At 36.0% G+C, this 18,902-nt stretch carries 20 protein-coding genes, 1 tRNA gene and 1 pseudogene; 7 read left to right on the top strand and 15 right to left on the bottom strand.

Translation table 11 applies throughout. From position 1 onward, the window contains the following. Positions 1-132 precede the first annotated feature (132 nt). Positions 133-1,032 (top strand): helix-turn-helix domain-containing protein, encoded by a 900-nt coding sequence (locus IGJ93_RS02745; RefSeq protein ID WP_285603158.1) that lies wholly within the window; start codon positions 133-135, stop codon positions 1,030-1,032. A 220-nt stretch (positions 1,033-1,252) separates the two neighbouring features. Here IGJ93_RS02745 and IGJ93_RS02740 read toward each other — a convergent pair whose 3' ends face one another. After that, on the bottom strand, positions 1,253-1,444 hold the full coding sequence (locus tag IGJ93_RS02740; RefSeq protein ID WP_071868649.1) for a hypothetical protein: 192 nt from the start codon (positions 1,442-1,444) through the stop codon (positions 1,253-1,255). On the opposite strand from IGJ93_RS02740, the pseudogene IGJ93_RS02735 reads away from it, so the two are divergent. After that, positions 1,417-1,602, top strand: a pseudogene (locus tag IGJ93_RS02735) (tyrosine-type recombinase/integrase); the annotation flags it as partial. The gene IGJ93_RS02740 and the pseudogene IGJ93_RS02735 sit on opposite strands and share 28 nt — an antisense overlap. A 74-nt stretch (positions 1,603-1,676) precedes the next feature. On the opposite strand, the gene IGJ93_RS02730 reads toward IGJ93_RS02735, so the two are convergent. The 5 genes from IGJ93_RS02730 to IGJ93_RS02710 form a co-directional block, all read right to left on the bottom strand. Next, the gene (locus tag IGJ93_RS02730; RefSeq protein ID WP_067481590.1) at positions 1,677-1,988 is read right to left on the bottom strand and encodes a DUF1292 domain-containing protein; all 312 of its coding nucleotides are present in this window, start codon (positions 1,986-1,988) and stop codon (positions 1,677-1,679) included. A 21-nt stretch (positions 1,989-2,009) separates the two neighbouring features. Continuing rightward, a complete protein-coding gene (gene ruvX / locus IGJ93_RS02725) occupies positions 2,010-2,441 on the bottom strand; it encodes a Holliday junction resolvase RuvX (RefSeq protein ID WP_067481589.1) in 432 nt (143 codons plus the stop codon). Further along, on the bottom strand, positions 2,438-2,704 hold the full coding sequence (locus IGJ93_RS02720) for an IreB family regulatory phosphoprotein (RefSeq protein WP_067481587.1): 267 nt from the start codon (positions 2,702-2,704) through the stop codon (positions 2,438-2,440). The genes ruvX and IGJ93_RS02720 overlap by 4 nt, the downstream gene beginning before the upstream one ends. Positions 2,705-3,010: 306 nt before the next feature. After that, positions 3,011-3,736, bottom strand: coding sequence for a DNA/RNA non-specific endonuclease (locus tag IGJ93_RS02715; RefSeq protein WP_071868648.1), 726 nt, complete (start codon positions 3,734-3,736; stop codon positions 3,011-3,013). Positions 3,737-3,873: 137 nt separating this feature from the next. Further along, positions 3,874-3,944 (bottom strand) — tRNA-Gly (locus IGJ93_RS02710). Positions 3,945-4,068: 124 nt separating this feature from the next. Between IGJ93_RS02710 and IGJ93_RS02705 the strand changes: the two genes are divergently transcribed. Together IGJ93_RS02705 and IGJ93_RS02700 are read left to right on the top strand one after the other, a co-directional pair. Then, positions 4,069-4,818, top strand: coding sequence for a threonine/serine exporter family protein (locus IGJ93_RS02705; protein WP_075492162.1), 750 nt, complete (start codon positions 4,069-4,071; stop codon positions 4,816-4,818). 18 nt (positions 4,819-4,836) lie between these two features. Next, positions 4,837-5,322: a threonine/serine exporter family protein gene (locus IGJ93_RS02700; RefSeq protein ID WP_067481582.1), complete on the top strand. Its 486-nt coding sequence runs from the start codon at positions 4,837-4,839 to the stop codon at positions 5,320-5,322. 209 nt (positions 5,323-5,531) lie between these two features. Here IGJ93_RS02700 and IGJ93_RS02695 read toward each other — a convergent pair whose 3' ends face one another. Both IGJ93_RS02695 and IGJ93_RS02690 read right to left on the bottom strand, forming a co-directional pair. Then, complete coding sequence (locus IGJ93_RS02695; RefSeq protein WP_075492160.1) at positions 5,532-6,368, bottom strand: TIGR03943 family putative permease subunit; 837 nt, start codon at positions 6,366-6,368, stop codon at positions 5,532-5,534. Positions 6,369-6,379: 11 nt separating this feature from the next. Next, positions 6,380-7,336, bottom strand: a complete 957-nt coding sequence (locus tag IGJ93_RS02690) for a permease (protein WP_071868644.1) — start codon at positions 7,334-7,336, stop codon at positions 6,380-6,382. A 197-nt stretch (positions 7,337-7,533) separates the two neighbouring features. Here IGJ93_RS02690 and IGJ93_RS02685 point away from each other — a divergent pair, with 197 nt between their 5' ends. Continuing rightward, the gene (locus tag IGJ93_RS02685) at positions 7,534-7,893 is read left to right on the top strand and encodes a thioredoxin family protein (RefSeq protein ID WP_067481578.1); all 360 of its coding nucleotides are present in this window, start codon (positions 7,534-7,536) and stop codon (positions 7,891-7,893) included. A gap of 365 nt (positions 7,894-8,258) precedes the next feature. On the opposite strand, the gene IGJ93_RS02680 is transcribed toward IGJ93_RS02685, so the two are convergent. Further along, on the bottom strand, positions 8,259-8,912 hold the full coding sequence (locus IGJ93_RS02680) for a redox-sensing transcriptional repressor Rex (protein WP_095803441.1): 654 nt from the start codon (positions 8,910-8,912) through the stop codon (positions 8,259-8,261). Positions 8,913-9,135: 223 nt separating this feature from the next. Here IGJ93_RS02680 and IGJ93_RS02675 point away from each other — a divergent pair, with 223 nt between their 5' ends. Both IGJ93_RS02675 and IGJ93_RS02670 read left to right on the top strand, forming a co-directional pair. Then, the gene (locus IGJ93_RS02675) at positions 9,136-11,070 is read left to right on the top strand and encodes an ABC-F family ATP-binding cassette domain-containing protein (protein WP_067481574.1); all 1,935 of its coding nucleotides are present in this window, start codon (positions 9,136-9,138) and stop codon (positions 11,068-11,070) included. Positions 11,071-11,648: 578 nt separating this feature from the next. Further along, a complete protein-coding gene (locus IGJ93_RS02670) occupies positions 11,649-13,262 on the top strand; it encodes an FAD-dependent oxidoreductase (RefSeq protein ID WP_075492158.1) in 1,614 nt (537 codons plus the stop codon). Between the two features lie 907 nt (positions 13,263-14,169). Here IGJ93_RS02670 and IGJ93_RS02665 read toward each other — a convergent pair. The 6 genes from IGJ93_RS02665 to IGJ93_RS02640 all read right to left on the bottom strand — a co-directional run bounded on the left by IGJ93_RS02665 (position 14,170) and on the right by IGJ93_RS02640 (position 18,853). Further along, a complete protein-coding gene (locus IGJ93_RS02665) occupies positions 14,170-14,256 on the bottom strand; it encodes a putative holin-like toxin (protein ID WP_353879443.1) in 87 nt (28 codons plus the stop codon). A 176-nt stretch (positions 14,257-14,432) separates the two neighbouring features. Then, the gene (locus tag IGJ93_RS02660) at positions 14,433-14,642 is read right to left on the bottom strand and encodes a hypothetical protein (RefSeq protein WP_311797917.1); all 210 of its coding nucleotides are present in this window, start codon (positions 14,640-14,642) and stop codon (positions 14,433-14,435) included. Positions 14,643-14,842: 200 nt separating this feature from the next. After that, positions 14,843-15,301: a PTS sugar transporter subunit IIA gene (locus IGJ93_RS02655; protein WP_311797916.1), complete on the bottom strand. Its 459-nt coding sequence runs from the start codon at positions 15,299-15,301 to the stop codon at positions 14,843-14,845. Positions 15,302-15,312: 11 nt separating this feature from the next. Beyond that, a complete protein-coding gene (locus IGJ93_RS02650) occupies positions 15,313-16,641 on the bottom strand; it encodes a maltose-6'-phosphate glucosidase (protein WP_071868641.1) in 1,329 nt (442 codons plus the stop codon). A 14-nt stretch (positions 16,642-16,655) separates the two neighbouring features. After that, entirely contained in the window at positions 16,656-18,029 is a 1,374-nt protein-coding gene (locus tag IGJ93_RS02645) for a PTS transporter subunit EIIC (RefSeq protein ID WP_231885377.1), read from the bottom strand. A 59-nt stretch (positions 18,030-18,088) separates the two neighbouring features. Further along, positions 18,089-18,853, bottom strand: a complete 765-nt coding sequence (locus IGJ93_RS02640; protein WP_071868640.1) for a carbohydrate deacetylase — start codon at positions 18,851-18,853, stop codon at positions 18,089-18,091. Between the last annotated feature and the right edge of the window lie 49 nt (positions 18,854-18,902).

Genomic DNA, 18,902 nt, shown 5'->3' with positions numbered 1-18,902 from the left:
TAATCGCCTCCTAGTTTTTATAGCTATTGAAATATATTTCTTTATGGTTATGATTATATATGATAGAATGCTTCACTCTGCTATTAGGTACAAATATTCACTTATGATTAAACTAACTGGAGAAGACATACTATGGAAATTCATGAATTGTTACGCAAAATGCGTATAGACAGGGGAATCACGCAAAAACAACTTGCAGATAAAATAACAACAAGAGAATCTGTGGTGAAATATGAAAACGGCAAAAATCAGGTACCATTACTTGTTCTTTTAGAACTCTTAGAAAAAATAAATGTGAATTTAGATGAATTTCTATTTTATCTGCAAGTTGACAATATCAGAATCAAAAATAAAGAATTAAAAAAGCTAGTTAGATGTATTCATGAGGGGAAAAAACCTCCCCAATATATCTTGCATAATCTAAAAATAATTGCTGATAAAACAGGTGATATTGTAGATGTTCGAAACTTTTTAGTTGCAAAGGCATTCAATTGGTATAATAGATCAGGGAACGAGAGAGAATTTACCCATAGTAATCAAATATATATCAAGCAGATTATAGAATACTTGGATAGAGTAAATGAGTTTGGGAGATTTGAAATCACATCCTTTACCTCGTTGCTATTTTTATTTGAAACAAGTTACATAAACCAGCGTATGAATGAAATTGAAAAAAAAATTGAAAAAAACAGAGATTATGAAATATTTCATACCTCGCTGTATGCTCTTTACAATAATGCCTTTCTTCTAATGCTAGAAAGAAAAGATTATCTACACGCAGTGAAATATCTAAAAAAATACAGTAATGTACGAAATAATATGGTCTTTTCTAGAGAAACGGAAATCTATGTAAATTTTTACAGTCTATTACTCGATTATTTATTTGATGGTACGGGCAAAGAAAAAGAACTTATTCAATTTTTTAAAGGGTTAAAAATGATAAGTGCGGAAGGTCTGATTGATGAATTTCGAAGTGACTTGAGAAAGTATGAGAAAATATATGGACTCTGCAGAATCGATATTGATGTTTGATTACTTTCAAACAAGTCTAATGGAAATGGGTAGGAAAATTGGCATTTCCTATCCATACTTTTTTTATTTCTGATTCCCTAACAAAACAATTTTTTCTGCTTTGTAATACATCGGGTATCAGGCCATGCTTGGTCGTAAATTCTTAAACCGACATTTGACACTCTCACGCTTCATAATCTCGTTATTGTCAATTGAATGGTCTAGTGTGTTTGATGGTGACTTACGTTGCTTTTTTACGGAATTGTCCTTCAAGAATTGTCATTGAATATTTGTACCCGATAATTTCATCGGTATAGAAGTTTCTAGGTTTGTTTTCTCGATCTAGAATGACCTGTCTATTTTCGTCGATTTGGGTTTCGGTCGTGACCTTTTGGGTGACATCATCTAGGTATCCATGTAACCAGACATACACATGCTAGCCTTCTTCTAGACGCTGGTGCATCATTAAAGGACGTACAAGATTGACTAAGACATGCTTCAATCAAAATTACAATGGATACTTATGGTCATCTAAGTAAAGAGACAAAAGTCCAAACTGTTGATAAATTTGTTCAACATCTTAATGCTTGATAATCTAATGGCATTCAAAAAAGAAGAAAAAGAGCAGAACCCTTATATAATAAGGATTCTGCTCTTTAAAAGGACTATTCTTCTTCTTCCGCCATGAATGTATTGAAAACTTCTTCAATCATATCCCATTCAGCATCTGTTTCAATTTGTTGCAATTCGCCTTCTGTACCATCTTCGTTTTCGATGTAAGCATAAGCTTGTAACTCAACATCTTCATCTTCAGAAGCCCCAGCTGGGTATAATAGTACGTAGTTACGACCGAATTCTTCTTGCCCATCAACAGTCAATAAGATTTCGTAAAGTGTTTCGTTTCCTTGATCATCAACTAATGTGATGTGCTCATGTCCTTCATGGTCATGATCGTGTGAATGATTATGTTCTGTCATATCAATTCCTCTTTTCGTTTTCTAAAATAGTTGTTTACCCGAGCCGTCAAGATAGTTTTGTAAAATCATGACTGCGGCTAATTTATCAATTACTTTTTTTCTTTTTGCTCGTGACGTATTTGCCTGTTCCACTAACATGCGTTCAGCTTGAACTGTTGTTAGCCGTTCATCTTGAAATTCGACCGGTAAAGAAAATAGTTCTTTGATTTTTTCTCCATAAGCCATGGAAGCTTCTGCTCTTGGTCCGATTGAGTTATTCATGTTTTTGGGCAATCCTACAACAAATCGATCCACTTCATATTCAGCGACCAATTCTTTTAGACGGTCAAAACCAAATTCACCAGCTGCCTCATCAATTCGAATAATTTCTACACCTTGGGCAGTCCAACCGAATGGATCACTTACTGCGATACCAACTGTTTTTGAGCCAACGTCTAAGCCCATTACTCTCATAAATTCACTCCATGATTTGAAAGATAATCTTTCACGATTACTTCCATAATTTCGTCGCGCTCATGACGTCTGATTAAATTTCGTGCGTCACGATAACGAGGAATGTAGGCCGGGTCTCCAGAAAGTAAATAGCCAACAATCTGGTTAATAGGATTGTAGCCCTTTTCTTCCAAAGCCCGATAAACGATTGCTAATGTTTCACCGACTTCTTTTTTGCGATTATCATCAAAATCAAAACGTACGGTTTCATCTGTAAAACCCATGATTCTACACCTCTTTCCCGCAAGGTATTTATTCTACCTTATCCACATTCATTTTACTAGAAGAACGCTCAAACTACAAATAAATCTTATGTACTTTTTTCAGTAATAATAAAACATTTAACAATTGGAAATTTACCATTTGTTTTTTGTTTCTTTTTTTATTTGTACAAGCTTCTTTAATAAAACATTCGTTGTTCATTATACGTTATTTTAGATAAAATGTACGTTTTTCTGTTTCAAATAAAAAAAGTGATGGCAAAGTACAAAAAATCATTCTGGAGAGTTTGTACTTTACCATCATTTTACTTATTTTTTACTCTTAACAGCTTGACCTGTTTGGTAATTGATTGTGTAACCGTCTTGAACGTTGTAAATAAAAACATTGAACTTCAACTTAGAGTCTTCGATACTTTGCGCTTCTAATTGAACACCGCGTGCTACTAACTCACTATCTTCAAAGTAAGGTGTCACTCGATAACGCACGTGATGATTTGTTTCTTTGATGTATGCAGCAATATCATTTTCATGCGCCAACATATAAGGTGTGTTTAGCGAACGAGTCCCTGTCATCAAATTTTTGATGTTATTATTTTGACCAGTTAGCTGAAAACCAATTAAGTGACTACGATTGTACAACCATTGACCATCAGTTAGTTTTTTTTGCTTCCATCCAGTTGGATTTACGTAAAGAGGTTCTCTTTTTTCTGTTGGAAATAACTCTTTTCCTAACATCGCATTTGCTGAACCTACTCGATTTAAACGATCAACCTCAGAATATTTTTCCCAAACACCGTTGGCCAAACTAAGATCTGATTGAGAAAAATCAGGCTGATTATTATTGATTTCTATTTCTTGATGCTTACCATCGTATTCAGGAACATCTGCTAACTTTGCTGCTTGTGGTGCTGAATCGAAAATTGCAGTAATCTGTTGAAAGATATCCGAATCGTTTTGCGTTGTCGAAATCCCAAAAGCTCCGGCTAAAATTGCGATGACAACACCCATAATAGTCTTAGTGGTTTTCTTACTCATCTATCTACTCCTCTTCTTGCCAATTCTTCTAAACTTTAACATATGTTCCCCTTTTTAGAAACTCCCTTTTTATCTTCAATCAAAAAAGAACGTGCAGTTATCGTCTATACGACAATAAAAGCACGTCCTTTGTACAAAGCGGGTGACGAGAATCGAACTCGCGACATCAGCTTGGGAAGCTGGGATTTTACCACTAAACTACACCCGCATGACTAAAAAAAGTATACGCCTCTTTTTTTCATTGCTCAAGTGTTTTTTCATTCAGTTTTTTACTTCATTTCTGTTTTTTGTAGTAGAATGAAAACAACAAATGAACTATTGGAGAAGATGGTATGTCGGAAAAAGAATTGAATTTATTACTTGATACTTGTTTACTTGCAGGTAAAATCATGATGGAAAGCAACGCCGAAATGTACCGAGTAGAAGATACAATGAGTCGAATTGCTCTAGCTTCTGGCAATTATCGTTTAGTTAGTTATGTCACACAAACAGGATTGTTTATTGGACTTGATCGAACTTCAACTATTCGAATGGAACAAATTACCAATCGTTCCATCAATCTTGAAAAAGTAGTAAAGGTCAATGATCTATCTCGACGATACGTAGCTAAGGAATTAACATTGACTGAACTCTACGATGCCTTACAAGGCATTTATAAAGAGCGCTTCTTTTTTCCTGTTTGGTTACAAATTTTTAGCGCAGCTATCATCAGTGCAACTATTATGGTTTTATTTGGTGGCGAATTAGCTGACCTTCCCATTGCATTACTCATTGGTGGCATAGGATACGCCATTTATTTATATAGCTTGAAATTTTTCAGAATAAAATTTCTTTCAGAATTTTTTTCTTCTTTATTTATTGGATTAGCGGCTATTCTTAGTGTTCGACTAAATATCGGAATCAATCAAGATTTGATTATTATCGGTTGTGTCATGCCGTTAGTACCTGGGGTTCAAATTACCAATGCCATTCGCGATTTGTTAGCTGGCCATTACCTTTCAGGTGTATCTCGCGGAACAGAAGCTATGATGACAGCCACTATGATTGGCTTTGCCATTGCTTTTATCTTTCAACTTTTTTAATCGAAAAGGAGCTTACCCATGTGGACGATACTGATACAATTTTCTTTTAGTTTTTTAGCAACAGCCGCGTTTGCTATTATCACAAATGTGCCACGAAGCGCATTGGCTTGGTGTGGTTTTTCTGGCGCACTTGGCTGGATGATCTACTGGGTCACGATTACCTTTGGTGGTAATGCTGCATTTGGCTCCTTACTTGGTTCACTGGGAGTCGCCTTTATTAGCGATGTTTTTTCAAAAAAATTCAAGATGCCGGTCACAATTTTTAATATTCCTGGAATGGTTCCATTGGTTCCTGGGGGGCTAGCTTATCAAGCTGTCCGCAATTTAGTCACTGGTTCTTATCAAGACGCGATTACATACGCGGTACAAGCAATTATGATTGCTGGTGCAATTGCTTTAGGACTAGTTTTATCTGAGGTTTTTAATCACAATATTCGAAACTTTAAATTAAAGCGTGAATCTATGATTAGCAAACGTAAAAAGAAATTCCTGACAAAAAAATAAAGAAAACGTCGAGCGTAACTGGGCTCGACGTTTTCTTTTGCTTTAATCCTTTACACTTGTTTTTTTAGTGTTAGGCGCTTTATGCCATGACTTTGTCTATAATGTTCAAGCAGTAATTCTTCAAAATAAAGTCAAATTACGCAAGAATGGGAGAAGTCATTTCTAGTTTTTTTCTTTTTAGAGTGGAATAATCCTTTCATATTCCTTCCCTAAAAAGAACGATAGACATACTGATTTTTTGGCGCAGTCACTTTTTTCGCTGTCGTCACATGTACGGTCGGAATATCCCGCTTGAATGGCTGGTAATATTCAGACTGAATCACACCTTCCACATGATACCATTCATCATTTTTGACCGTGATTCCTTCTGGCATCTGCGTCAATAACCCAAAAACACCTGAGTCTGCTACACAGTGAATGATGCCAAAACGGAATAAGAAAATATCTTGTTTTTCTTTATCTGGCGTCTGATAAACAAACCCATCATAGCTAATTGTTTTCCCAATAAATTCACTTGGATAATTATAGATCAGCTCCATAATCTCCAAATAATTTTCATCTGTGATTTGAATAGTTTGTTTATCTCCATATTTTGCTTTTAACTCGTTCATCTGTTCTTGATAATCAGACTGATTGAAATAAATACTTGTATCAGGTTTCAGATATTGCGTCTGCATTTCCGGATCACCCACAGATTCTTTACTAACAGGAAAATTAAATCCTTTTGCTTCAACAATCGTGGTATCCAAACTAACCGTTGGAAACAATGTTCCTACTATGATTGGTAAAGCTAGTAGTACATAAGCAACCAAACGCTGGCTTGGTTTTGTCAATCCGTGGTCATGATCGTGATGCTCATCTGTTCCTTTTTCTGGGTCATTTTTTCCCCATAAATAGAGTTGAACTAATGCTAGTACTGCAGATAAAATCATCGAAAGGATTGCTAAATACCGATAATGAACATTGATATACTGGTCTAACTTGCCAGAAACTTGTAAATACATCATCAGTTCAAAATAACCTGATAAAATTAAAAAACGGATCATCACTTTCCCTCCTAGATGAGTAATGTATAACCTATAACAACCACTGCAATGACACAAATCAATGCAAAGATAAATTGACTTTTAAAGTAACGCTTCATCATCAACAAGTTTTTGATATCCACCATTGGTCCAAAAACTAAAAAAGCGACGACAGGTGCTGTCCCAAATAAACTTAATAGGGAAGAACCAATAAATGCATCTGCTTCAGAACATAACGACATCGTAAATGCTAATAACAACATGATGACAATTGCTAAGATTTTAGTTGATCCTAAAGTCAACATTACTCGTGTTGGTAAATAAGTTTGCATCGCTGCCGCAATCAGTCCACCAATGATCAAATAGCGACCTGTATCAAAAAATTCATCAATCGCATGAGTCAAAACATGCCATACTTGCTGACCCAATCGATGGATGTTGGCAAATCTTCTTTCTTTCATCTTCTGGTCTTCAATCGGCAACTCATGATGATGATGTGAATGTTTTTGCTGTTCATTTAAGTGATTTTGAATCAATTTTTCTTTCAAAACAGATTCCTTTTGAAAATAAGCCAACCAAATGCCTACTACTAGGGCAACCAAAAAAGCACCTAGTACACGCCAGCCTGCCATTTTCCAAGAATTGCCAAATGCGATATAAGTTGAAAAAATCACCACTGGATTGATAATCGGTGCAGTCAACATAAAAGCAAATGCAGTTGGTACTGGAACATCTTTTTTTACAAATTGATGGACGATTGGCACAATGCCACACTCACATGAAGGAAAAAAGAATCCTAATCCAGAGCCAACTAAAATAGATAAAAATTTATTTTTAGGAAGCCAACGTCGAACACGTTCCGGCGTCAAAAAAACTTGTAATGCTCCCGAAATGATGCAACCTAATAAAACGAACGGTAATGCTTCGATAACGATGGATAAAAAAATCGTGCTCATTTGCAAAACCGAATTGGGTATCCAAGAAAACATACTGTCTCTCCTTCTAATACAACGTCATTTGCCAAAATAATATACGCTTTTCCTTAAAAAATTACAAGTTAAGAAAAAAAGTTTACTATTCTCTTATCTTTTAGTTTGTTTTTTTGTAAAAGCAACTTGATTGACAATTCACTCATTCCCAACTACATTAGTCACAGAAAATAAAAAAGAGAAACGAGGTCGTTTGAATGAAGAAAACAACTCAGCTAGCAGAAGCATTACAACTCATCGACACGGAAGACACGGTTGTCCTTTTTCTTTCCATGCCTCATTGTAGTGTCTGTCATGCAATTGAACCACGTTTACAGAAGTTGCTCACTTCATTCGATATTCCTGCCTTGCATTTGGATGCTCACGAAATTCCTGAGGTTGCTAGCACATTTGAAGTTTTGACTGTCCCAGTGATTTTGATTTTTCACAAAGGAAAAGAGATTGCACGTCAAGCACGTTTCATTGACTTAGAAAAAATTGAGTTCCTTTTAACTCAAATAACCCATACTACTGACGCACTAAACTATGAAGAAATTTTCAACACAAAAAAGGGATAATGACAAGAATAGCTCAAATAGAAAAGCCGCCTAAAATTCGTTTTTATAAACGATTATTTTAGGCGGTTTTAAATTGAGAAACGTTTTATTTTTAGTTCTACCATAGGTTCTTTTTTATGAATAAGCGGTGTTCCCAAAGCAGCTTCTTCGGCAATAAGTCATTTTTCATAAAAATATGCGAAACTATTTTTAGAAAAATTTTTTTATTGCTTGAAGCTAAACGCTTTGCGCCACAACCTTTTTCTCAATGTTCAAGAAGTAACTCCTTCAAAATAAGCCTAAATTTCACAAAAATTTAGAAGCAATTTCTGAAAATTTATTCTTATTTATTGGAGCTAGACACTTCTTTTACAACCTTCTTTAACTTATTCTTCACCCATTGTGTTTAAAGTTGCATCTGAATGCAAGAAATAAATCAATGTCTGTAATTCGTTTGTTAAGTCAACATTTTGAATCAAAACATCTGCTGGCGCGTTTAATCGCGCAGAGGTAAAGTTGAGAATCCCTTTGATTCCTGCTTCAGTTAAACGGTTTACTACTTCTTGCGCTTTTGAAGCTGGGATAGTCAAAATAGCTACTTCGATTTGTTGGATCTTGATTTGTTCCATCATATCATCCATTGGATAGACAGGGATTCCATCAACAATTCTTCCAACGATTTCTTCATTGACATCAAAAGCACAGCTAACACGTATACTATTACTTTGATGGAATTTATATTTTAACAAGGCGCTTCCAAGATTTCCGACACCAATCAAGGCAACGTTTGTTAGTTGATCATCATTTAGCGTTTTAGCAAAGAAGTGCATTAAATCTTCCACGTCATACCCATAGCCACGTTTTCCTAGTTCTCCAAAATAAGAAAAGTCACGTCGAATAGTTGCACTGTCGACTTGGACTGCCTCACTTAATTCAGTTGAAGAAACTTTTTTCTTTCCAGCATTATTTAAAATTCTCAAATAACGATAATATAAGGGCAAACGCTTTGCTGTTGCCTTTGGAATTATATGATCTTTCACTTGCTTACCTCCACGAGTTTCTAATTTTTCTTTGATTTACCCATCATAGCAGTATCTATAGGAAAAAATCAATTTGATTGCTCGGATATTGTGAATTTTTACTCTTTATTCATCTTTTTATCATTGTCGCTAATCTCGCAGTCTTAATGAATTTATGGTAGACTACAAGTTGAAAATTACTTTTTATTCCTAGAAGAATTCACAAAGTAGAAAAGAGGATTCGATGATTTTATTACAAGCCAACCAAGTCGCCCGCCATTTTGGTGCGGACGTTTTGTTTCAAAATATTCATTTAGAAATCAGCACTGGCGCACGAATTGCCTTAGTTGGTCGCAATGGTGCTGGAAAATCAACATTACTAAAAATAATTGCAGGTCTAGAAGCTCCGGATGAAGGCGCGATTACCAAAAATAAAACAGCTACACTCGGTTACTTAGCGCAAGATACCGGTTTGTCTTCTAATGAAACCGTCTGGAACGAAATGTTAAAAGCTTTTGCAGAAGTTCGCAAAATGGAGCAACGCATGCGCGAACTAGAGATTGCAATCAGTGAAGGAGTCCCTGAAACACCTGCTTACGACTCTTTTTTAAAAGAATATGATCGATTACAACACGAATTTTCCGACAAAAACGGCTATGGTTATGAAAACGAAATTCGTTCCGTCTTGCATGGATTCAAATTTGATCCTTCTTTTTATGAACAAACAATCGATACTTTATCAGGTGGCCAACGAACCCGTCTTGCACTAGCTCGGATGCTTTTGCAACATCCAGACATCTTGATTCTCGATGAACCAACTAACCACCTGGACATTGAAACACTTTCATGGTTAGAAAATTATTTACAAGGCTACACAGGTGCTTTACTAATTGTCTCACATGACCGTTATTTTCTTGACAAAGTTGTCACTGAAGTATACGAGCTTAGCCGTCAAAAGATGCGTCATTACAAAGGAAATTATTCCAAATATCTTGACCTAAAAGCGGAACAACTTGCAAGTGATTGGAAAGCATACGAAAAACAGCAAACAGAAATTCACAAACTGGAAGACTTTGTTGCGCGGAATCTTGTGCGAGCATCAACAACTAAGCGTGCCCAAAGCCGTCGGAAAGCGCTAGAAAAAATGGACCGCCTAGATCGTCCTCAAGGGGATGAAAAGCAAGCGCATTTTCTTTTCCACGCAGAAAAACCTTCTGGAAATGTTGTCTTACAAGTGGAAGATGCTGCAATTGGCTACGACGGTGAAGTATTATCTGAGCCAATTAATTTAGATGTTCGTCGTCAAGAAGCGATTGCTCTCGTTGGACCAAATGGAATCGGGAAGTCAACTTTGCTTAAATCAATTATTCATCAGCTGCCTTTTATTCGAGGAAATCAGCACCTTGGAACGAATGTAACAATTGGTTACTATGACCAAGGACAAGCAGACTTACACACAAATAAAACAATTTTGGCAGAATTATGGGATGAACATCCTACTTTACCGGAAAAAGAAATTCGTAGTGCGCTAGGAGCTTTTTTGTTTTCTGGCGAAGATGTTGAAAAAACGATTCCGTTATTAAGTGGTGGCGAAAAAGCACGAGTTGCATTAGCCAAACTAGCGATGAATCAAGAAAACTTTTTAATTCTTGATGAGCCAACAAACCACTTGGACATTGATAATAAAGAAGTTCTAGAAAATGCTCTGATAGATTACGATGGTACCCTGCTCTTTGTTTCTCATGACCGTTACTTTATCAATCGCATCGCAACAAAGGTTGTTGAGTTATCTGAAAATGGTAGCAAGATGTATCTTGGCGACTATGATTATTATTTGGAAAAGAAACAGGAAGAAGAAGAAATTGCAGAACTCTTGGCAAAAGAAGAACAAACAGAAGTCGTTGAAACACCCACTAGCAAATCAAATTACTATCAAAGTAAAGAACAACAAAAATTAATGCGTAGTTTAAGTCGAAAAATTACGCAAGTCGAAGAAGAAATGGCACAATTGGACGAAACAATTGCACAGCTAGAGGCCGAAATGGTTCGTCCTGATGTTCTTGACGATCATGTAAAATTAAACGACTTGAACCAGCAGTTGGAAAATGCGCGAGTTGAGCAAGAAGAAAAGCTAGTTGATTGGGAAAACTTGAGTATTGAGTTGGAAGAGTATGAATAAGGTTGTGGCGCAAAACGTTTAGCTCCGAAAAGATAGTGAACAGACACTCAAAATAGCTTTCCATATTTTGAAGTGAATGCAAACTATATCGAGGAATTGTTTTGGGAACACCGTGAATAAGGTTGTGGCGCAAAACGTTTAGCTCCGAAAAGATAGCGAACAGGCACTCAAAATAGCTTTTCATATTTTGAAGTGAATGCAAACTATATCGAGGAATTGTTTTGGGAACACCGTGAATAAGGTTGTGGCGCAAAACGTTTAGCTCCGAAAAGATAGTCAGCGGGCACTCAAAATAGCTTTTCATATTTTCGAACAGTTATGAATTATTTCGAGGAATTGCTTTGGGAACACTATAGCTAAAGTTGTGACACACAACATTAAGCTGACAAAAAAATTAAAAATCTTCACCACAAAATAAAACAATTATTTACTTGTCAAAAAAGCATGTAGCGACTTTTTTTCGTCTCACATGCTTTTTTCTTTTTGCTCATTTCCATTACTTGCTTTGCTTCCGGCACAATTCTTTGCTGGATTACAAATAAAATAGTACTATTCAAATTAGAAAAGGAGTTGTTTTTATGAAATTTGTAGTCATTGGTGGCGTTGCTGGCGGTCCTTCCTTTGCGACTCGCTTACGCCGATTAAATGAAGAACATGAAATTGTGATTTATGAACGAGGTGAACACATTTCCTATGCTAGTTGTGCACTTCCTTATTATCTCGGACAAGTAATTGATGATCGTGATTCATTGATCGAGCGGACACCTGAAATTTTAAAAGTTAAAAACAATATTGATGTCTTTACAAAACACGAAGTCACAAAGATTGACCCAGATAAAAAAGAGTTGACCATCCATGACTTAACAACTGGCCAAGTCAGCCAAACAAATTATGATTATCTAATTATTTCTGCGGGGGCTCGTCCTACTTTACCGTCAATCCCTGGTGCAGACCAAGCCGAAAATGGTTTTGTTTTGCGTAGTGTGACTGACGCCGACAAAATCCAATCCTTCATTCAAAACAATGCTCCGAAAAATGTTTTAGTTTTAGGTGCTGGAGTCATGGGATTGGAACTAGCTGAAAACTTTAAGCATCGCGGTATGGAAGTGACTTTAGTCGACCAGCTAGATCAAGTTGCTTTTCCTTACGATCATGAGATTGCCGATTTAGTCTATGATAAACTAATTGAACAAGGCTTAACGGTTCATTTAAATACGCACATCAATGAAATTCGACAACAAGGAAGCGAAGTCCACTTATCAGATGGAGATCTTCTGCATCCCGACATGATTTTATTTGCCACTGGTGTAGCACCAAATAATGAAATCATTCAGTCTGCTGGTATTTCAATGAATGAGCATGGCCAAATTATCGTTGATAATCAATTAAAAACAAATCTTCCTGATATCTTTGCCATTGGTGATATTATCGAAACAACTAGTGTTATTACGCATCAGCCAACACCAAGCATGTTGTCAAGTGCGGCAAATCGGCAAGGCCATCTACTAGCAGATATCGTAAATGGTGCGCCATTTACGTATCGTGGATATATTGGTGCAGGTGTAGCAAAAATTTTTAACTATACTGCAAGTTATGTTGGTCTTACTGAACACCAATTAAAAGACGCAGGTATCACTAACTATAGAACAATTTTCATTACACCTTTTGATCATGCTAATTTTTATCCAGGTGCTACTCGACTAAATCTCAAACTGATTTTTGAAGAAGAAACTGGTAAAATTTTGGGTGGGCAGGCAGTTGGTGAACATGGTGTCGATAAACGAATTGGGGAATTATCTGTTGCCATTACAGGAAACTTAACTGTCTTTGATTTACCAGATCTTGAGTTGCCCTACTCTCCACCTTATTCAACTACTAGAGATCCATTGAATATCGCTGGTTACGTTGCAATCAATCAACTGAATAATACAGTGGAAACAATCAAAGCAAGTGAATTAACCCAAGAAGAATTAAAAAATGGTTTCTTCTTAGATATCCGCGAAACAGATAAGCCAAAATCTGGTAGTATCGAAGCAACCAAAAATATTCCGATGAACGAATTGCGTGATCGAATTGATGAAATTCCTAAAGATCGACAAGTCTTTCTTACTTTTAGAAAAGGGTTGAATACGTATACTTCTGCTCGAATTTTGGCAGGTTTTGGTATTAAGGCAATGATGATTGAGGAATAAGGTTGTGGCGCTAAGCGTTCAGCTCCGACATGATAGCAAGCAGTCACTTAAGATAGCTCTTCATATTTTGAAGTGACTTCAAGCTATATTGAGGAGTTGCTTTGGGAACACCGCGAATTAGGTTGTGGCCCCAATTGGACCAGTCGGTGATTCTCATCGTTAGGATACCACCGCCACCATGTCTCTATTTGTGTTTTGTTCTTAATACCTAATTCTTCCTTATCATTTTTACAGGAATTTTATTTTGTTTCATCTGTATAACCATTTCTTTGATGTGAATCGGATAAGCGACTCGATTTTTCTCCCAAAAAGCACCTCCTAGTTAAATTCATTTTATTTGAATTCAACGAGAGGTGCTTTTTTAATTTGTCTCAGTTTGTTGGGTCAGTTCCATCAAATTGAGTTGCTCTTTTTATTTTGTATCAAAAAGTAGTTGCACTTCCATACGCTAACTAGTCTTTGATTATTTTACTTCATAAATCAATTCAAAATTATTACTATCATCTTTTAGCAATTTCTCAAATTCTTTATCACTAATGATATTGTTATCATTTTTCCTAATATAATAATCAGTGTCTACTCGACCCTGTTCTCTTAAATCAGAGTCTTTGTCCATTCTTTTTGAGAATCAAGTACACTAGTCAATTTATCATTTTCAGCTTCAAACATCACTTTAAATCTAGGTTCTTTCAACCATTTTTCTAAATAATCATTAAACATACTAGCGGACCTTTTTTCTACTAGCAATCTAGTATTTGTATTTTTCAAAAGAATTATGATATACTAAAGATAAGAAAAAGGAACTATGCTCTAACATAGCTCCAATGTAGAACCGTTAAAAAGACGGTGGCTTTTATTGTTTTGATTTTTTAACCATCTAACTACTCGCCAAAGTGTTATTAGATGGTTATTTTTTTTGGTCTTTATGGTCAATAATCAGCAAAACTAACGTCGCGAAAGCGATCATCAGTTGAATTGCTTCAAAACTTGACACGTGCCTACTCCCTTCTAGGGATAAAGCTATGAACCATAGGCATCACCCCTTTTTCAAGAGATTAGCCACCATCTTTTCACTTTTCTACCTCTTAATTATAGCATATCTCTTTGCTGAATAATTTCGATAGTTTATATAAAATTCTCATTCTTAATACTAAATAATTATTTCCATCTTTAAAATGGATCACTTGATTCAATAACGACAGATTTTTTTAAATATTCTAATACCTCTAACTCTGCAATATTTTTAAATACCACTTTTTTATAAAAATACATTCCTAAAAAAACAAAAGTAAGCCACCGTTGCCACGTTTCTATTTGTGTTTTGTTCTTAATACCTAATTCTCCCATTATCATTTTTACAGGAATTTCATTTTGTTTCATCTGTATATCCGTTTCTTTGAGGTGAAATCAGATAAGCTACTCGATTCCCCCCAAAAAAAACACCTCCTAGTTAAATTCATTTTATTTGAATTCAACAAGAGGTGCTTTTTTAATTTGTCTCAGTTTGTTGGATCAATTCCTTACAGTGCACGATGCTTCTTACTTCGGATGAGATAAAAATAAATGATATTCTTTTTGCTCTAAAATTGGAACAACTCATCTTGTAAGGAAACTTTTTGTTTTTCTTTCAAAATTTTCCCCTTAGTCATTCCCGGAAAAACAACCATAAGTGTAGCCTCTTTTTGTGCTTTTTCTAATTGTGGAAGATCGATAATAGCCAACAATGTTCCAGCCTTTACTTTCTGGTCTTTGGTTACTTGAATTGAAAAAGGTTTACCTTTTAATTCCACAGTATCTATTCCCATATGGATCAATAATTTCTCACCCGTTTTACATGCAATCGTGAGTGCATGAAGCGTTGGAAAAATACTCTCCACGCGTCCTTCAACCGGTGCGTAAACCTTACCATCATGTTGTTTTATGGCATAGCCTTCACCCATCATTTTTGAAGAGAAAACTTCATCATCAACCTCTTCTAATCGGATAACATAGCCGTTCGCAACAGACTTCAACATCTTCTTCGTTTTAAAAAAAAGCATTCTTTCATCTCCTAAACTAATTCTGGCCAGTATTCTTTGTTCGCTTCAATCATTTCATCCAAAACTTTTTTCGCAACTCTGGCATTAGGAACTGTTTGATTTAGTGTAAATGCCTGTAATGCTTTTTGATATGAACCTTCAAAATAAGCGTCAACTAATAGTTTTTCTGCTGCTACTTGTGCTTCCATCATACCTTTATGAAAATCACAAATTGGTTCTCTCAAGGAAATGGGTTCCACACCTGTTGCTCCGACATAAGCAGGAACTTCTACCACGGCGTCCGGGCGTAAATTAGGAATAGCACCTTGATTCGGAACAATCAACATAAAACGTCGGCGCTCATCGTTTAGTAAAGAGGTTGCCATGTCAACGATATATTGACCATGTTCACCAAAGTTAAAGTTTAAAACATCTTTGGTCACACCATTCCGAATTTTTTTCGCCATTTCTTTGGTATTTTTTTCTCGCCCTTCCATCACCATATTAGCACGAGTATAGTTTTTGTCAGAATGCTCAATAACCATATCCGGATATAAATAATACTCTAAATAATTATTCGGAATATTTTGTGGAAAGTTCTTTGTAATTACAGACATCATACTAAATGCTTCTTGCCATGTTTGATCTCCAGCATTAAAGTCTGCAACCTGCATTTCCTGACCGTTCAGCTTTTTGATGATTTCAGGCATAACATCACGCTTCAATTTCTTGTCATAAATAGCTGTGTACCAACCAAAATGGTTTAATCCATAATATGTCGGAATCCAGTTTTTACGATCATACCCATAGTTGATCGCAATTGTTTCCTCAATTGAGATTGTCATATCACAAGCATTAATCATTTTCGCTTTTGGATAGCGTCGACGAACAGCCTCCGAAACAATTGATTCAGGATTCGTATAATTCAAAATCCATGCTTCAGGTGCATATTTCTGTACATATCCTACGATTTCCAAGAGCCCGCTCATTGAACGCATCCCGTAAGCAAAGCCACCCAAACCACAAGTTTCTTGACCAACCAAACCATGACTCAAAGGAATTTTTTCATCTTTTTCACGCATTTTCAGACCACCAACTCGAATTTGCGAGAAAATGAAGTCGCAACCAGTAAAAGCTACTTCTGGATCTTCTGTTGATGAGATTACGACATCTGAAAAACCTTCTTTCTCCAACATATACTGAATAATCAAGTACATGTCCTCATTTCTTTGTGCATCAATGTCATACAACCGAATTTCTGAGAGTGGTAAGCGTTCTGAATTATTTAATACTGCTTGAATGATTCCTGGTGTATAAGTGCTACCTCCACCAGCAATTGTAATAATTTGTTTTTTTGTCATATTTTTCTTCCTTTCTATTGCTCTAATAATTTATTGAATTCCGCCATTACATACGTAACCTCTAACCCAATAATGACTTGATAATTTTTTTCTGTTGGTTTTATCAAGCCACTGATGCCCAACTGTTTGATACGTTGTTCATCAACAATTTCTGGTTTTTCCACTTCAACTCTTAAACGTGTGTTACAACTAAACGCATCAGAAATATTTTCGGAACCACCAAAAGCTTGCAACATTTTTTTTGCCATGTATTCATAATTTTTACTTGCTAAAACCAACTCATTTTCCTCAGTTACTGCCTCAGCGCCATATTCCGTTGCCACTTCTCTTCCTAAAGTTGGAATGTCCCGTTTCTTGATTAAATAATAAAAAGTAAAATAGTATAATCCAAAAAATACGAGGCCAACTGGAAGAATCAAAATCGCATTCGTCGCAATCTTAAAATTGATTAGATAGTCTACGATACAAGCACCAAATGTAAAACCAATCCTAATATTCAACAAGTAGCAAACCATTCCAGCCAAACCAGCAAATACCGCATGAACAACGTATAGCATTGGTGAAATAAACATAAAACTAAATTCTACTGGTTCTGTGATATTCGAGATAAAAGAAGTAGCTGCTCCACTCCCCATGATCCCTTTCACCATCTTTTTATTTTCTTTAAACGCAGCTCGATAAATAGCTAAACAAATCGCTGGTACCCCAAACATCATAACCACAAAAAATCCAGATAAAAACAAGCCTGCTTGTGGGTCACCATTGATAAAACGGGTCATTTCTCCTCGAAAAACCTCGCCATTGGGCGCAGTATAACTACCTAGATCATAATAGACATACGTATTAAGCACGTGGTGCAGTCCAAAAGGAATCAGTAGACGATTCAAGAACATGAAAATTCCGACACCAAAAGCACCCATATTGACCAATAATCGAGCAAAACTGTCGATCCCCGCTTGTGCAAATGGCCATAAAATGCCAAAAATAACTGCAGTGATCGTCTGAAAAATCATAACCATCGTCAATGGAAATTTTTCACCAGCAAAATAAGAAAACACCATTGGTAAGCGTTGCTCTTTAAACCGGTTATACGTCCAAGCCGCAATCAAACCAGAAATAATCCCTCCAAATATCCCCATGTTGACTGCCGGATTCATGATTTCCAATCCTTTTTTCAACGTTGCAATTGCCAAAAAACCTGTAAGTGCTGGAATCCCTTTGTCTTTCGTCTTCGCAAATCCAATCGTTACCCCAATTGCGAATAGAATATCCAAATTTCCAAACACAGCATTTCCGGCAGCCCCAATCACTGGGATATTTAACATATCGTCAGCAGAGAGACGCATAATCAATCCAGCTAACGGCATTGCAGCGACCGGTAACAGCATTGCTCTACCAAGTTTTTGTACGCTTTCTTTAAAATTTTGCAACTTTTTCTCCCCCTTATCTATAATTCTTTGTACGTGATTTGTTCAATCAATTCATCTTCTTTCACTTGTTTCGCAAAAGCTGAGTGAATCAAAAATTCAACTTGATTGACTCGTGGATAAATAAAACTTGATCCATTTAACAGCAACTGGTCAATATAAGCTGTGTGACACATGATTTCAACAGTTTTTTCTTCACGTAAAATTTCTAGTAGTCCTTCTAAATACTCTTCTACTGAACAATTAATCTGACGTTTTTCTACAATCATTTCTCCAACATCATCAAAATGTGGTTCAAAATAATCAACGTGCCGAACTTCTGCTCTTTTTTCAAAGTTTCCACGAACAGGTAACCCATATTTTTTTGCTAATGCCACAACAACTTCCTGATTCATTCCAAAAGTATGCGTATGATGATGACTATCTAAATGAGTCGGAATGATTCCAGCGTGATAAACCTTTTGAATTTGTGCATTCCATTCCTCATATAACTGGTCACCATCTATTTCAAAAGGCCGTTGATAAAAAGCTAATTTTTTGAAGTTTGCTCCATCCATCAAACTATCTACATTTTTCAAAAGTGGTTCTCCACATGTCAACGTTAAATGAACGCCAACCCCTAAATCTGGTAATTCTTTTTTCAACTTTACTGCGTGATCAAATCCTGGCATATTTGCCATTAAAGTTGTTGAAGTTAGAATCCCTTGCTGATGAGCATCAACAATTCCATAATTTACGCCATTGCTATAACCAAAATCATCTGAATTAATTATTACTTTTCCCATTTCTTCCTTCCTTTCTTTTTCACTAAAAATAGACGCAACCTCATGACCA

The sequence above is a fragment of the Enterococcus sp. DIV0174 genome (assembly GCF_050529065.1).
GTDB lineage: Bacteria > Bacillota > Bacilli > Lactobacillales > Enterococcaceae > Enterococcus_B > Enterococcus_B thailandicus.
This window is presented reverse-complemented; position numbering and strand designations above follow the sequence as displayed.